The sequence below is a fragment of the Paraburkholderia sp. NMBU_R16 genome (genome assembly GCF_013282575.1).
Lineage (GTDB): Bacteria > Pseudomonadota > Gammaproteobacteria > Burkholderiales > Burkholderiaceae > Trinickia.
On the sequence record NZ_JAAAYE010000039.1, the window covers coordinates 22,694 to 37,258 of the forward strand.

Consider the following 14,565-nt stretch of genomic DNA (forward strand, 5'->3'; position numbering starts at 1 on the left):
GCGCAACGCGAGGCGCTTCGAGCCGTCATTCGAATCGGCCAACGACCACGAGGAGGGAAGCCAACCCGTATCAGTCAGCACGACGAACGAAGAGGCGCGCCGACAGGGAGCCGGCCGCCCGATAACGATAAACGGAGTACAAGGAGGAACGGTTATGAGCTGGAAAGCCCTTTTGGCGCTGGCGGCAGCGCTCGTCCTGGCCGGATGCGGTGGCGGCGGAGGCGGCGGTTCGCCCGCCCCGGTCGTCGACCGGCTTTGCCCCGCATCGCTCGACTACAACACCGTCTTCACGGGCGGCGGCGGCGATGGCGAACTCGTGCAAATGCGCATCGATACGACCAAGATGACCTGGCAGGTCAACTATGTCGAGTCGCCCGTTCCACAAACCACCGGCACCGCCACGCCGACGCGTGCGGGTACTCGACAGTCGGGCACGTTGACACAGGAAACGTTGCTGCCGACGGCCAAGCAGAACCAGTGCGCGTTCTATCTGAACGGCGCGAGCCTCGATCCGAACCGGCCCGCGCGCATCTTCGTGGGCGAAGGCGTACTCGGCGGCACGATTCCGGGCAAGGAGCTGCAATACAACGGGATGGCCGGCGTCGGCGCGATTGCCGATACGACGTTCCCTTATTACCCGTTCATCGGCTTTTCCTCACTCGAGACCAATCTCGCGAATGTGGCGGGGACCTACAACCAGCTGGGCTTTCATGAGGTGCCTTCGCAGAACTTCCTGCAAGTGGCGGTCGACACGAAGATCACGCTCAACGCGAACGGCACCTGGACCGAATGCGATAACACCGGCGTCAATGCCGGCAAGTGCCAGCAGCCCGGTACGAACTGGGTACTCTCGTCCGATGGCAGCGGGGCATTCGAAACCGACAACTTCCAGGGGCAGGCCAAGCCCACACTCGCCAGTTCCCCGCAAGGCAAAGGCTTCATGATCGTGGGCAAGCTGCGCGGCCAGCTCGTACCGATCCTCATTCGCACCGGCTACGCCAATCCGAACCTGCTCGTCGCCGACGACGAATCGGGCATTTCGATCCTCGCGCCGCAATCGAAGATCGCCGTGAACGCGCAGGACGGGCAGTACATCGGCGTCGACAGCCAGTTCGACTATCGCGCGACGGCACTGATCGGCACACAGGCCACGATGCTCGATCCGTATCACCCGTCGCAGGCATCGCTCGCCACGGCGTTGAACCTCGACTTCGCACAGAGCGTCCCCGGCGTCGTGACGTCGACCAAAGTGGGCGCGTCCTCGTCGAGCGGCAAACTGATCTTCACGGGCGGGGTGTTCGGTTATCTCGATCAATCGAATGCATCGTCGCCCTACTTCACGATCAACGCATTCGTGCAGTTGCCGACGCAGTAGCGCACCGCAGTAACGAATGGGCACCCGCCGCGCCTGAAGCCGCCGACGAGCGGCCGGCGCGGCACATAACAAACGCTGCACAGGGAGAGTCAACGATGAAAAAGATCCATGCCGCGGCCTGGGCCGCTTCCGCGCTCTGCGTTTCGGGCGCTGCTTACGGCCAGCACGCCGGCGAGAACGTCGTCACGCTCGGCTGGTTCCACATCATGCCGCAGGACTCCAGCACGCCGCTCACTACCTATGTGTCGCCCCAGCCGATCGATACTCCGCTGCGTCTGCCGAGTTCGTTCACGTCGTCGGGCAGCGGCTTGTCGACGAATAACGCCGATACGGCCGGTCTCGTCATCAGCCATTTCTTCACCGATCACATCGCGCTGACGACGGTGGCAGGCGTGCCGCCGACGTTCAAGATGTACGGCCAAGGCAAGGTGGTGCCGCCGGGCCCGTCCGCTGCGCTCGGCACGGTCAATCTCGACGATCCCTCTAACGAGCCGATCGTCAAAAGCGTCCGCCAGTGGAGCCCGGCCGTCCTGCTTCAGTACTACTTCGCCTCCGCGACGGCACGCTTCAGACCGTTCGTCGGCGTCGGCGTCTCATACAACTGGTTCTCCGATATCCAGCTCAATCCGAACTTCGTGACGTCGACGCAGAACAATCTTGGCGCCGTGTTGGCTGCCGGCGCGAACAAGCCCGGCGTGACCAAAGTCGAGGCCAAGGCTTCGGCTTCTTGGGCGCCCGTCTTCAATGTGGGCGGCGCATACAGCTTTTCGAAGCACTGGGGCGTGACGGCATCGCTGACCTATATCCCGCTGAAGACCAAATCGTCCGTCATCGTCAAGGCTGCGGACGGCTCGGTGCTCGGCGTGACGCAGGGCGACTTGAAGGCGAATCCGCTCATCACCTATCTGGCGCTGTCCTACAAGTTTTGATCGAGGCGGGCGCCAGCCCGGGCCCATTCCCCAGCCCGATGTTCATCGCCGATGTCAATCGGCGATTTCTGCACTACCGCCTGAGGGGATGGCCCGATTTCAGTGTTTCACGGCCTCTGCCGCGGCAGGGGGCCAAGCGCCAGGGCACGCAGCGAGACACGCGTTTGCCCGCTACAGGCAAAAAAAAAAAGCCCGCCAAGTTGGCGGGCTGAATCCATATCAGAGGAGACATGGAGGAGACAGTTCCAACTCTAGCAAACCGCTTGGTGCGTCGCAACACGATGCCGTAATCGAAATGGGTTTTGTTGCGCATATACAACATTCATACAAGCGTCATTGAAAGCAGAAAGTTCAACTGATCGGCGCCGACGGGTTTCACCCAGTGCACATCGTATCCGGCCGCCATCGCCATCTCGCGGTATTGAGGCTGCCCCCATCCGGTCAACGCGATGAGCAGAAGCGGCCGCTTACCGGCGATCTCGCGCAAGCGGCGCGCAATCGCCAGGTCTTCCGGCTGCGGCGCGCCGATATCGACGAACGCTGCGTCGGGCAACTGTTCGCGGGCGATCGAAAGTGCCTCGTTCGCGTCACGCGCCGTCTGCGGTTCATAGCCCATGCTTTCGATCAGGTAAGCGAGGCCCGAAAGCGCATCGGCATCGCGATCCACGATCAGCACGCGCTTGCGCTCGGCCTCCGGCGGCACGTCGACAGGCTCACGCTGCGGCAACTCGCGCGTGCCCGGCACTTGGCCCGGGGCTGGCCCGGTCGATCGAGAGTCCGATTTCATTGTCTCGTCATCCCTCGCTCCCCCGATATGGGTACCCGACAGCGACGTCTTTTGATTTGTCGGCGCAACTGCCATGGGAGGTGGACGTATGACGCGCCCCACCCCCGATATCCGCATTCATCTTCAGCGCCCAGTTAAAAATAGAGCTTTTTTCGGGGCGCGGACAAAGTTTTTTTCCGCCATTCGTTAGACACGCCACGTTCGCGTCGTTTCATACGCAACCGACGATGTCGATCGGCGTCGCACCGTTGTTTTGTGCATGCCATCGGGCACGCAAGCGGCGTGCAAGGTCTCTATACCGTTCATACCCTTACGCTGCCTTCCGGCACGGTCGTACGCGAATATGTCGCGTCATCGGGCCTTGTATTCGGCGTCGCATGGAAGGGACCCACGTTGCCCGACTTGAGGGCGACGCTCGGCGATGCGTTCGATCGCTACGTCAGCGCGAGCGCCGCGGGACACAAAGCCGCGCTCGCCGTCGCGGCGAGCGATCTCGTCGTCTAGCATGCAGTTCTTCGACGGGTACACGTGGGGTCCGGTGCGCCTCGTCGACGTGAAGATCTCGGGCGAAACGGCAAACGCACTGCCGGTGCAGCTCATCGGGCGGCGTCGGGCCGTACTTCGCTTACTGAGGCTGCGACGATTCGGCGCGCCCACGGGAGCCGGAACGGGGGCGCCGTGCGGATTTCGTTTCGGGCTTTGCAGGCGATGCAGAAAGCGGCTTCGCGGCCCGGAGTTGCGGTGCGGCTGCCATCACGTCGATCAACGCATCGCGCAGCAGCGAAACCGGCCGCATGAGCCGTCCCGGCAAACTGCCGTGCAATAGCCAGACGTTCAGAGTGCCTTCGAAGTCCTCGACATCGAGCGGCTGCAATTGCTCGCGATACGGACTGGCGGCCAGCACGCCCGGCGTCACGACCCCGAGCCCCACGCCGCGCGCAACGAGCGAGAGTTGCAGATCCGAGCCGAATGCTTCGACCGCGACCTCGAACGGCAGACCCGACGCGCGCAGCGCCCGGCTCAGCGTCGAGCGCATGCCGCAGCCGTCCTGATTCAGCACCCATGGATAATGCGACAACTTCTCGAGCGTGGCGCGCGGTCGGCCGCCGCGGCCCGGCCTCGAACGGGCCACCTCGAACGAGCGCGGCGCGACGATGAGCGTGGGCTGCACGGCCAGCAGCGTCGCGGTCAATGTGTCGGGCATCGCAAATGCGCCCGGCATCATGACGACCGCCGCATCGACCTCCGCGCGCTGGACACGCTCGACGAGCGCCGGCGACCAGGCCGCCGTCACCCGCAGCGTGAGCTTCGCAAATGCGCTGCGCAGCCGATCGATCGGCGCCTCGAGCGCAAGCTCCGATAGAAAGGGCGGTACACCGATCCGCAGTTCGCCGGCCGGCTCGCTATCGGGTGCGGCGACCGCGAGCAGATCGTCGACCGAGCGCAGCACCGCGCGCGCCAGCGCATAGACTTCGCGGCCGGCGCCGGTCGGCTTGAGGGGTTTGCTGAACCGGTCGAGCAGCGGCACACCCAGCGTGGTCTCGAGGTTCTGAATCCGGCGCGTGAGCCCGGGCTGCGTCAGATGCAGTTGGGCGGCGGCACGAACCATCGATCCGTTATCGACCACGGCCACGAAAGCTTGCAGATCGCGCGTGTTCAAAACAACTCCGCATAATCAATATCGACATATTTCAATTGTCGCATAGCATTGCGCATCCTACGATGGGCACTCGATCGTCATTTCGAGGATTCGCCAGCATGGATGGGCCCACCGATCTTTACGACGCTTGCGCGCTGCGGACTGCGCCCGCCGCAAGCGAACCGCCGCAGGCGCTGAGCGCACCGCTGACTCTGCTATTCGCTTTCGCGGTCGGCGTCATCGTCATGAACCTCTTCGCGGCTCAACCGTTGATCGCGCCGATCGCACAGTCGCTCGGGCTGCCGCCCGGTCTCACCGGTGCGATCTCGATGCTGCCGCAACTGGGATACGCGCTCGGGCTCGTTCTACTCGTCCCGCTGACCGATCTTCTCGAGAACCGCCGCCTGATCGTGCGCACGCTCGCTGTCTGTGCGGCGCTGCTCGCCGTGGCGATGTTCGCGCATTCGGGGGTCGTCTTTCTCGCCGCGATCTTTCTTGCGGGCGCAACGTCATGCGTCATTCAAATGCTGGTGCCGATGGCGGCTTCCATGGCGCACGAAACGCACCGCGGCCGAGCCGTCGGAAACGTCATGAGCGGACTCATGCTCGGCATTCTGCTCTCGCGGCCGCTGGCCAGCGTGGGCGCGGCGATGATCGGTTGGCGCGCGTTCTACGGCGTCGCCGCCGCCGCTGACGCGGTGTTGGCGCTGGTGCTCGCGTCGCTGTTGCCGAAGCGCACCCCCACCGCGGTTGCTCACTACGGCACGCTGCTGCGCTCGCTGCTGACGCTGCTTTTGACCGAACGGGTGCTGCAGCGACGTTCGCTTTCGGCCGCCCTGGGAATGGGCGCGTTCAGCGCGTTCTGGACCGGTATCGGTCTCCGGCTCACGCATGCGCCTTTCGGACTGAACCTCTACGAGATCGGGGTGTTCGCCCTCGCTGGCGCGGCCGGCGTGGTGGCGACACCGATAGCCGGTTACGCCGGGGACAGGCGCGCCGGGCGTCTGGCGCTGCGCATCGGTCACTTGAGCATGCTCGCGGCGTGGATCGCGAGCGGCATTGCCGGGGCGGGATGGTTCGGATTCGCCGCCGATGCGCATCGCGCCTGGGCGTTGGGCCTGCTGGTGGCAGGCGCGGCGACGCTCGATGCCGGCGTCGTGACGGATCAGACGCTGGGCCGCCGCGCGATCAACCTCATGAACCCCGCCGCGCGCGGCCGGCTCAACGGGCTATTCGTCGGCATCTTCTTCGTCGGAGGCGCGCTTGGCGCGTCGCTCGCGGGTATGGCCTGGGCGTGGGCGGGTTGGAGCGGGGTCTGCATCGTCGGCCTGGCATTTGCCGCCGCTGCATTCGCACTCGGTCTCCTGCCTCACCGGGGCGGCGAGACCGAATGAATGCGGCATCGATCCGCGCCGATGTCAGTGCCTGACGAGTGCCATCATGGCGCCGAAGCCGACGAAAATACCGCCCGTCAGCCGGTTGAACGCCTTGGTGACGCGCTCGCTGCGCAGCGTTGCGCCGATGCGCAAACCGCAAGCCGCATAGACCAGGTACCAGCTGACCTCGATGACGGCGAACGTCGCGACAAGCACGCCGAACTGCGGCAGCGTGGGCTTGCTCGCGTCGATGAACTGCGGCAGCAGCGCCGCGGCAAAGAGAATGGCCTTCGGGTTGCTGCTCGCCACGAGAAAGCCGTTGCGATAAAGCGCGGGGAGCGAGCGCACCGGTAGCGCCGTCTGAAGCGGCTCGCGTGCGTCCGCGGCCTGCGCAGGCGGCGCGCTGCGCCAGGCCTTCACGCCGAGATAGACGAGATAGCCCGCACCGATCAGGCGCAAGGCATCGAACATCGCCGGCCATGCTTGCAGGAACACACCGAGGCCCGCCGCCGAGACGGCGAGCATGAGCACGAGCGCCGACAGGCACCCGGCCATCGTGGCGCTGGCGCGGCGCAGGCCATGCTGGGCGCTCGACGTCATGACGAGCAACATATTCGGCCCGGGAATGGCCGACACCACGAACACCGTGGCCACGAAAAGCCACCAGGTATGAAGACTCATGACGGCAGAGCTCCTTGAATGGGATGACGCTTGAAGAAGTCGACGCACCGAAACGCGATTATCTGCCGCATGAAGCGCGCACGCCCGGCACGGTCGCACCGAATCCCACCGTGACGGTTGGCGCCCCTCACGTCGCGGCCGGGAGGTGCGATACTGCTGCGATGTCGCCTGTTACCGCCACGTTCCGGTTTTACGAGGAACTGAACGATTTTCTCGCGCCTTCCCAGCGCCGGCGCGAATTCAGCTGCGCCTGCGCGCGCGCCGCCACGGCCAAGCACATGATCGAAGCACTGGGCGTCCCCCACACGGAGGTCGAACTGATTCTCGTCAACGGGGAATCGGTCGCATTCGACCACGCGCTTCAGGATGGCGACCGGGTAGCGGTCTATCCGAAATTCGAGACATTCGATATCACGCCGCTACTGCGTTTGCGACCTGAGCCGCTGCGGACCATCCGTTTCATCGCCGACGCTCATCTGGGCGGGCTCGCGCATCTGCTGCGCCTCGCGGGGTTCGACACGCTTTACGACAACCATTTCGCCGACGACGAGATCGAGACGCTCGCACTGGCCGAGGCACGCATTGTTCTATCGCGCGACCGTGAGCTTCTGAAGCGCCGCACCATCACGCACGGCTGCTACGTCCGCGCGCTCAAGCCCGAGGAACAGTTGCGCGAGCTTTACCGCCGCTTGGACCTCGCCCGAAGCACGCGCGCTTTCCGGCTTTGCCTGACGTGCAACGCCCCGCTGCGGCCCATCGACAAAGAAGCCGTTCGCGAGCGGGTACCCGACGGCGTGTTCGAGCGGCAGACGCGGTTCGCGACCTGCGATGTATGCCGGCGCGTCTTCTGGGAGGGTTCGCATTGGAAGCGCATGCGTACACTCGTCGATTCGATCATGACCGAAGGGTGCGGCAACGCGGCCGACGCTCCTATGGTCGATAGTCAGCACAACTAACGAACGGCTGTTGCCCCACCGCAACGGCGCCCCGGGAAAACCGCCTCTCGCGGCGGTACCGATGCGCGAAAACGCCCATTCCCGGCACGGTTCGTGTTGACTCATCTCAAAATGAGCCACTAAAATGCAACTAATTTCACAAGTGGGGCATATGCCTTGGACAGTTGCAGTAGTCGACCTTCGAACGGTTTTTCTGCCTGAGCGGCACGACGCCACGCGCTGATTCCTTCCATTAGCCGCCGTCTCGCCTCCCAGGCAGACGGTGCGCATCGCAGTATTCCGTAGCAGTTTTTTCCCGCGCATCGATTCGAATGGCCTTTTCGCGCCGTCGGGTTGCGCGCGCTCGCTTTCGCGCGAACGCATGCAACCGAGGGGCCGGACCGGGCGTGTCCGCAGGCGTCCAAGCGCTATGCCTTTTTTGCTTTTTTCAAGCAGGACCCGGCATGACCGCGGAGAAAACAATCATGTCCACACCCGCACACGTCACTACTACGCGCAGCGCCGCCCTCGATGAAGCTCATGTCGGCGATATCAGGGGCGCTTTCGGCACGATCGCGCACCACGATACGGCGCCGCGCCGCAACTGGGCTGCGCGCATTCGGACGCTGCTCGCCATCCTCGGCCCCGGCCTCATCGTGATGGTCGGCGACAACGATGCGGGCGCCTTCGGCATCTACACGCAGGCCGGGCAAAACTACGGCACGGCGCTGTTATGGACGCTCGCCCTGCTCGTCCCGGTCCTCTACGTCAATCAGGAAATGGTGCTGCGCCTCGGCGCCGTGACCGGCGTGGGTCACGCGCGGCTCATTTTCGAGCGGTTCGGCAAGTTCTGGGGCGCCTTCAGCGTCATCGATCTGTTCCTGCTCAACGCGCTCACGATCGTCACGGAGTTCATCGGCATCACGTTCGCGCTCGATTTTCTCGGTATCTCGAAGTTCCTCGGCGTCGGCATTGCCGCGCTGTTGACGATGGCCGCGGTCGGCACCGGCGATTTTCGGCGCTTCGAGCGATTCGCCATCGTCCTTTGCGTGGGGAGCCTGCTGCTCGTGCCGGTGCTGGTATCCATTCATCCGCCGATCCACGTGATCGCACGCGATTTCGCCGTGCCGCGCTGGCCTGCTCACGCGCGGCTCGCCGATGTGATGCTGCTCGTGATCGGCATCGTCGGCACCACGGTGGCGCCGTGGCAACTGTTCTTTCAGCAGAGCTATGTGATCGACAAGCGCATTACGCCCCGCTTCATGAAGTACGAAAAGGTCGATCTCTGGATCGGCATCGCGCTCGTCGTGATCGGCGCGGTGGCGATGATGGCCTTCACCGCGGCGCTCTTTTCGGGCCGCCCCGAAGCGGGGCAATTCACCGATGCGCGCGGCGTCATCGACGGGCTGCATCAATACGTGGGCCGCATGCCGGCGACGATTTTCGCGGTGGCCCTGCTCGACGCCTCGATCATCGGCGCGGCCGCCGTGTCGCTTTCGACCGCTTACGCGATCGGCGATGTATTCGGCATTCGCCATTCGCTGCACCGGAGCGTGGCCGACGCCAAGGGCTTTTATCTCGTCTATTTCGGCATCGTCGTGCTGGCCGCCGCACTGGTGCTGATGCCCGGCAGCCCGCTCGGTCTGCTGACCGAGGCCGTTCAAACGCTGGCCGGTGTCCTGCTGCCGAGCGCCACCGTGTTCCTGCTGCTGCTATGCAATGACCGCGCGGTACTGGGCCCCTGGGTCAACTCGGGGCGGCTCAACTTGTTCACCGGCACCGTCGTCGCGGCACTCGTCGTGCTGTCGATCATATTGACAGCGGCCACCGTCTATCCGGATCTCTCCGGCGAGACGATCGTTGCCATGTTGATTGCGGGCGCCTCGGCCTCGGCCCTCGGCTACGCCGTCATTCGGTTCATGCAGCGCCGCGAGAATATCGGCCAGCAGCAGGCCAAGCAAGCGGGCGGCGTCGCCAACGACGATGGCGACGCCGTGGCCGCGCGCGAGCAATGGCGGATGCCACCGCTCGAAACGCTCCCCCCGCCGCGGCTCAGCTTCTCGACGCGCGTCTGGATGGGTGCCCTGCGCGGCTATCTCGCGATTGCAGTCGGTCTCGTCATCGTCAAGGTCGTGCAAATGGCGCTGCACTGACGCGTGCGCAAGGACCTGCCGCACGGGGCGGGTCCTTCGCGTCAGGATGTCGATTCCTCTTTGGCGTCATATCGGCCGAGCGATGCCGCCGAATTCAAGCGTGCACGTTTGGATAGCGCTCGTTGAGCTTCGGACACGTTCGCGGCCTGCCCGCGCCAGATTTTCAGCGGCGGCTCCTGCAATGCACGGCCATACGAAAAGCTGAGCGGCCAAGGGCGGCGGCCCGTGCGGTTGATGGCGTCGAGATGGGCGGTCGCCTCCTCGGGCGATTGCCCGCCCGAGAGGAAGAAAATGCCTGCGACGGCCGGCGGCACGGTGCGGCCGAGCACTGTCACGGTTTGCGAGGCCGCCTCGGCCACGCTCGCGGGGCTCGGGTGCTCCTTGCCGGCCACGACCATACTCGGCTTGAGCAGCATGTGCTCGAGCACCACCGCGTGTCGGTGCAGCGCATGAAACACCTCGTGGAAAACCGCCTCGGACACCTGAGCGCAGCGCTCGATAGAATGCGCCCCGTCCATCAGCACTTCCGGTTCGACGATGGGCACTACCCCTGCTTCCTGGCAAATCGCGGCGTACCGTGCCAGCGCATCGGCATTCGCGGCGATAGCGAGCCGGCTCGGCAGGCATTCCGAAACGTTATAGACGGCTCGCCATTTTGCGAAACGCGCGCCCTGCGCCTTGTATCGTTCGAGCCGTTCGCCGAGCCCGTCGAGGCCCTGCGTGATTTCATCGCCGCTCGCATGGGCCAGCGGAATTTTTCCCTTGTCCACCTTGATGCCGGGCACGATGCCCTGGCGCGCCGCCAGTTGCGGTAGCGGTTCGCCATCATCGGCGCATTGGCCGAGCGTTTCCTCGTAAAGGATGACACCGCTCACGTATTCGCCGAGCCCTGGTGTGGACAGCAGCAGGGTTCTCCAAGCGCGACGGGTTTCTTCAGTGGACTCGACATTGATGCTCTTGAAGCGCTTCGCTATCGTCGGTCCGCTTTCGTCAGCGGCGAGAAGACCCCTTCCAGACTGCGTGAGCGCTTCGACGGTGCGCTGCAATTCACTGCTTTGCGTGTTCATCTCCGATTCCTCCGCGAAAGCCGAGACCCCCGAGTTTGCTCGGCCGCCGCTTATTGCACCAGTCCGCATGCAACAGCAAATGCGGTGCCCACCGCATAGCTCAGGCATCCGTCGGACGCTGCACCTGCGCCCCCTCCGTGCCACGCCTCGCGATTGCTCCGACCCTTTCTCTGAATCGACGGAGGGCGTCAGTCGCCGCCGCAATACCGTCGGTTTCGACGAGATCGCGCAGCTCGTCACAGTACGCGCCCTCCTCGCGCTCGCCGAGCGTCAGGAGCGCGCCCTTGACGCGATGCAGCATCTGCAGCACACCGCGCGCGTCGGCCGCATGCGTCGCTTGCACGAGCCGCTGTTCGTCCTCGATCCAGGTCGTCGCAAATACGGCGAGCAGTGCATCGGATGACATGGTGCGCAGCTCGTCTCGCGCGAGCCGATGGTCGAGCACGGCATCGAGCGCGAGCCGCAGCGTTTCGAGCGCCAGCGGCTTGGGCAACAATCGCGCGAAACCCGCTCGCTTCGCTCCGTCGGGATCGCGCGGCGCCGCCGTGTGGGCGATCACCGGCATCGTCAGGCCCTTGCCGCGCAGCGCTGCCAGCAGGCTGCGCCCATCCATGAGCGGCATGCATAGATCCGCGAGGACGAGATCGTAGGGCTGGCGCAGGCATTCGGCGAGCGCCTGGCGACCGTCGCAGGTCAGCTCGACATGCCGGTAGCCGAGCGCTTCGAGTTGATGAGCCAGCAGCGTCCGGCTGACCGGGTCGTCCTCCGCAACCAGAATGCGCGTCGCGCCATGCGCCTCACGAGCGGGCCTCGCCGGCCGGCAGATTCCCTCCGGGGCCGACATAGGCTCGCGGCGCCCGCACTGTTCGAGGGCCAACGCCAGCATCGCCGCGGACAGCGCCGTCACGTGGAGCGCATCGTCACCGCGCTGCGGGTGGAGCGGGCCTCGTTCGGACACCACGATCGCATCGAGAAAAGCGGAACAACGGCTGCGCCATGCTTTGGGCACGACGTTTTCGTGCGTGCCGAAAACGATGATCGAACGCCCGCGTCCTGACGTCGGCTCGCACGCGCGGGCGCCTGGCACCACGGCCACGCCAGGGCCGCAAAGCGCGCTCAAGCGGGCAACGAGCGCGCCTTGCCAGGCTGCATCGTTGCCGGCGACGACGATCTCGTCGAATACGAATCGATCGACGGGATGTGAAGGCTCATGTAAAGGCGCGGCTGCGGCACGCTTCAATGGCAAATAAACGCTGAATGTCGCACCGCGGCCCTCTTCGCTTTCGAGCGTGATGCGCCCCCCCATCAAGTCGACGAGCCGCCTGCACAGCGACAGTCCGAGCCCCGTCCCACCGAAGCGCCGTGCGATCGATCCATCGGCCTGAATGAACGGCTCGAAGATGCGCTCGCGTTGGTGAGCTGCGATACCGATCCCCGAATCGGCGACCGAAATCAGCACTTGCTGTACATCGGCCGTCGTGCAGCCCATCGTCGCGCGAAGCGTGACGGCCCCGCGGTCGGTGAATTTGCAGGCATTGCCGAGCAGGTTCGTCACGACCTGCATGATCCGCTGCGCATCGCCGCGCCAATGCCCATCGATGGCGGGATCGAGCAGACATGAAAAGCGCAGCCCCTTGTTCGTTGCGGACGGCGCAAGCGTCTGTGCGCACCGCTCCAGCACCTGAACGAGATCGAACGGCTCCACGTGCAGTTGGAGCTCGTGCGCTTCGGCCTTCGACAAATCCAGGACGTCGTCGACCAGTGCGAGCAGTCCCTCGAACGCATGGCGCACGGACGTGAGGCGCGCCGCCTGCGCGGGGGCGAGTTCCTCCATCGAAAGCAGCTCGAGGTTGCCCAGTGCGCCATAAAGCGGCGTACGAATCTCGTGGCTGATGGTGGCGATGAGCATCGATTTGGCGCGGCTCGCCTGATCCGCCGCGTTGCGCGCGCGGCGCAAGAGCCGCACTGTTTCCTTCTGCCGGCTGATGTCCGTCAAGCTGCAGAGCAGCACTTCCCGTTCGCGATATCGCGCCCGCGACAGCGCAACGGAGAGTTCGCGCGAGCGGCCGTCGGTGCCCGCCACGGACACTTCGATCGTGCGCGCCGTCCCGCCCGGCACCGTGGCGTGACCGAAGCGCGCGCCCCTGCGCCTCGCGCGCCGTCCCGGCGCACGCCTGCCGAGCAGGCTTTGGAAAAACCGGGTCTCGTCGGGCAAAGCGGCAAGCAGCCCGCGAGCAATGTCGTTTTGCATGACGATGCGCCGGGTCGACGGTTCGAAGACGGTCAAGCCGACAGGTGCGGTCGCCAACACGGTGCGACCGAAGGCTTCGCTTTCGAAAACGCTGCGGGCACGTGCGCGCAACGGCGCAAGGACGAGCCTGTCGATCGTCAACACGAATCCCCACTGCACCGCGAGCAGCAACGCGGCGAGCGAGACCGTCCAGACCACGGGCTCCCTCATGTTCGCGACGATGGTATGCCAGTCGAACGCCGACACCGCGACCCAGCCCGGTCCCGCAATGCGCTGAATCATGAAGAACTCCGCGCCGCGCCGCACGAGCCGCACACGCTCGTCGGCCGAATCGAGCACCGACGGTTTCGCCGCCAACGCGGCGGTCCAATGACCGCGGCGCGGGTTCGACTCGTCGAGGCCCAACAGATGGCGGCGATCGCGCGACACCATGAAGAAATCGGGATCGTGCACGGCCGGCTGAAAGAGCCGCGGAATCTGGGTGGCCGGAACGGTCACGACGAGCACGGCGATGCGCTCGTCGCCCCGATAGATGGGCGCCGCATAATGCTTGACGAGCTTGCCGTACATGTCGGACTCATAAAGCGCGACCCAGAACACGCGCTCGTGCCGCAGGTTCGTGTCGTCGTGCTTGTGGAGTTCCGCGTCCACGCGTGCCACGTATCGATCGATGACCGGCGTCACGCCCGCACGGCCGGCCTGCGTGCGCGCGCGATCCTCGAGCGGTGGCCATACGGCGAGAAAGCGCCGGTCCTCCGTATAGAGAAAACCGCCGATGTCGTCGGCTGCGCCTTGCAGCCGTAGCAGCGAACTTGGCGAAACCTCGCGCACGAGCCGCAACAGCGCGGCAAGCCGGTTTCGATCGGCCGGTGCCGTCAGCGTCGAGAGAATCGAAAACGTCGCGGCGCCGATATCTTCTTCCGTGTCGACGAGCCCGCCGCCAGCATCGAGCAATTCGCGGTAGCGCTCGGCGGGCACCGGATCGCGCGCATGCACGTGAGCCAACGCTTCGTAGGTCTCGACCATATGCCGCAGGCGCGCCTGATTGCGCTCGACCGACGCGTTGACGAAATCGCGTTGAGCGAGAAACGCCGCGCGCCAGTCGTCGAGGCAGCGCTCGAAGCGATGCGCGATGCCGGTGGCAGCCGCGGCGAGAATCGAGACGGTCAGTACGAGGCCGCCGCCGAATAGGAGCGCGCGGTCGTAACGGCCTGGCAGCCCAACCTGGCAGCGCAACGAACGGCTGACTCTTTTACGCAGGGCCGTCAGGCTGCGCCGCAACCGGAGCGTTTTCATAGGCGGCATCGGCGCGGACACGTCTGCGTGTACCGCATTCGCTGGCTAAAGGGACGACCACGCTAGCGAAAGACCC

Annotated in this window: 10 protein-coding genes and 2 pseudogenes; 7 read left to right on the top strand and 5 right to left on the bottom strand. The window is 65.0% G+C overall.

The window, feature by feature from the left end; all coding sequences use genetic code 11:
- The first annotated feature begins 154 nt into the window (after nucleotides 1-154).
- A complete protein-coding gene (locus GWC77_RS19155; RefSeq protein ID WP_173259628.1) occupies nucleotides 155-1,375 on the top strand; it encodes a DUF2957 domain-containing protein in 1,221 nt (406 codons plus the stop codon).
- Between the two features lie 95 nt (nucleotides 1,376-1,470).
- Nucleotides 1,471-2,304: an OmpW family protein gene (locus GWC77_RS19160; RefSeq protein ID WP_173259630.1), complete on the top strand. Its 834-nt coding sequence runs from the start codon at nucleotides 1,471-1,473 to the stop codon at nucleotides 2,302-2,304.
- Nucleotides 2,305-2,626: 322 nt separating this feature from the next.
- Here the strand turns inward: GWC77_RS19160 and GWC77_RS19165 are convergent, their stop codons facing one another.
- Nucleotides 2,627-3,091 (bottom strand): response regulator, encoded by a 465-nt coding sequence (locus tag GWC77_RS19165; protein ID WP_173259632.1) that lies wholly within the window; start codon nucleotides 3,089-3,091, stop codon nucleotides 2,627-2,629.
- Between the two features lie 282 nt (nucleotides 3,092-3,373).
- Here GWC77_RS19165 and GWC77_RS29160 point away from each other — a divergent pair, with 282 nt between their 5' ends.
- Nucleotides 3,374-3,595, top strand: coding sequence for a DUF2844 domain-containing protein (locus GWC77_RS29160; protein WP_367949067.1), 222 nt, complete (start codon nucleotides 3,374-3,376; stop codon nucleotides 3,593-3,595).
- A gap of 1 nt (nucleotide 3,596) precedes the next feature.
- Nucleotides 3,597-3,692 (top strand): annotated as a pseudogene (locus GWC77_RS29645) (DUF3443 family protein); the annotation flags it as partial.
- Between the two features lie 162 nt (nucleotides 3,693-3,854).
- Here the strand turns inward: GWC77_RS29645 and GWC77_RS19175 are convergent.
- A pseudogene (locus GWC77_RS19175) lies at nucleotides 3,855-4,751 on the bottom strand (LysR family transcriptional regulator); the annotation flags it as partial.
- A 98-nt stretch (nucleotides 4,752-4,849) separates the two neighbouring features.
- On the opposite strand from GWC77_RS19175, the gene GWC77_RS19180 reads away from it, so the two are divergent.
- On the top strand, nucleotides 4,850-6,124 hold the full coding sequence (locus GWC77_RS19180) for an MFS transporter (RefSeq protein ID WP_173259636.1): 1,275 nt from the start codon (nucleotides 4,850-4,852) through the stop codon (nucleotides 6,122-6,124).
- Nucleotides 6,125-6,148: 24 nt separating this feature from the next.
- Here GWC77_RS19180 and GWC77_RS19185 read toward each other — a convergent pair whose 3' ends face one another.
- Nucleotides 6,149-6,787 carry a LysE family translocator gene (locus tag GWC77_RS19185; RefSeq protein WP_173259638.1) on the bottom strand — a complete coding sequence of 213 codons (639 nt, stop codon included), beginning with the start codon at nucleotides 6,785-6,787 and terminating at the stop codon, nucleotides 6,149-6,151.
- A 161-nt stretch (nucleotides 6,788-6,948) separates the two neighbouring features.
- On the opposite strand from GWC77_RS19185, the gene GWC77_RS19190 reads away from it, so the two are divergent.
- A complete protein-coding gene (locus tag GWC77_RS19190) occupies nucleotides 6,949-7,743 on the top strand; it encodes a Mut7-C RNAse domain-containing protein (protein ID WP_173259675.1) in 795 nt (264 codons plus the stop codon).
- A 464-nt stretch (nucleotides 7,744-8,207) separates the two neighbouring features.
- Complete coding sequence (locus tag GWC77_RS19195) at nucleotides 8,208-9,875, top strand: NRAMP family divalent metal transporter (RefSeq protein ID WP_173259640.1); 1,668 nt, start codon at nucleotides 8,208-8,210, stop codon at nucleotides 9,873-9,875.
- A 41-nt stretch (nucleotides 9,876-9,916) separates the two neighbouring features.
- Here the strand turns inward: GWC77_RS19195 and GWC77_RS19200 are convergent, their stop codons facing one another.
- Together GWC77_RS19200 and GWC77_RS19205 are read right to left on the bottom strand one after the other, a co-directional pair.
- The gene (locus GWC77_RS19200; RefSeq protein WP_173259641.1) at nucleotides 9,917-10,942 is read right to left on the bottom strand and encodes a class I fructose-bisphosphate aldolase; all 1,026 of its coding nucleotides are present in this window, start codon (nucleotides 10,940-10,942) and stop codon (nucleotides 9,917-9,919) included.
- A 100-nt stretch (nucleotides 10,943-11,042) separates the two neighbouring features.
- Entirely contained in the window at nucleotides 11,043-14,489 is a 3,447-nt protein-coding gene (locus tag GWC77_RS19205) for a hybrid sensor histidine kinase/response regulator (RefSeq protein ID WP_173259643.1), read from the bottom strand.
- Nucleotides 14,490-14,565 lie beyond the last annotated feature (76 nt).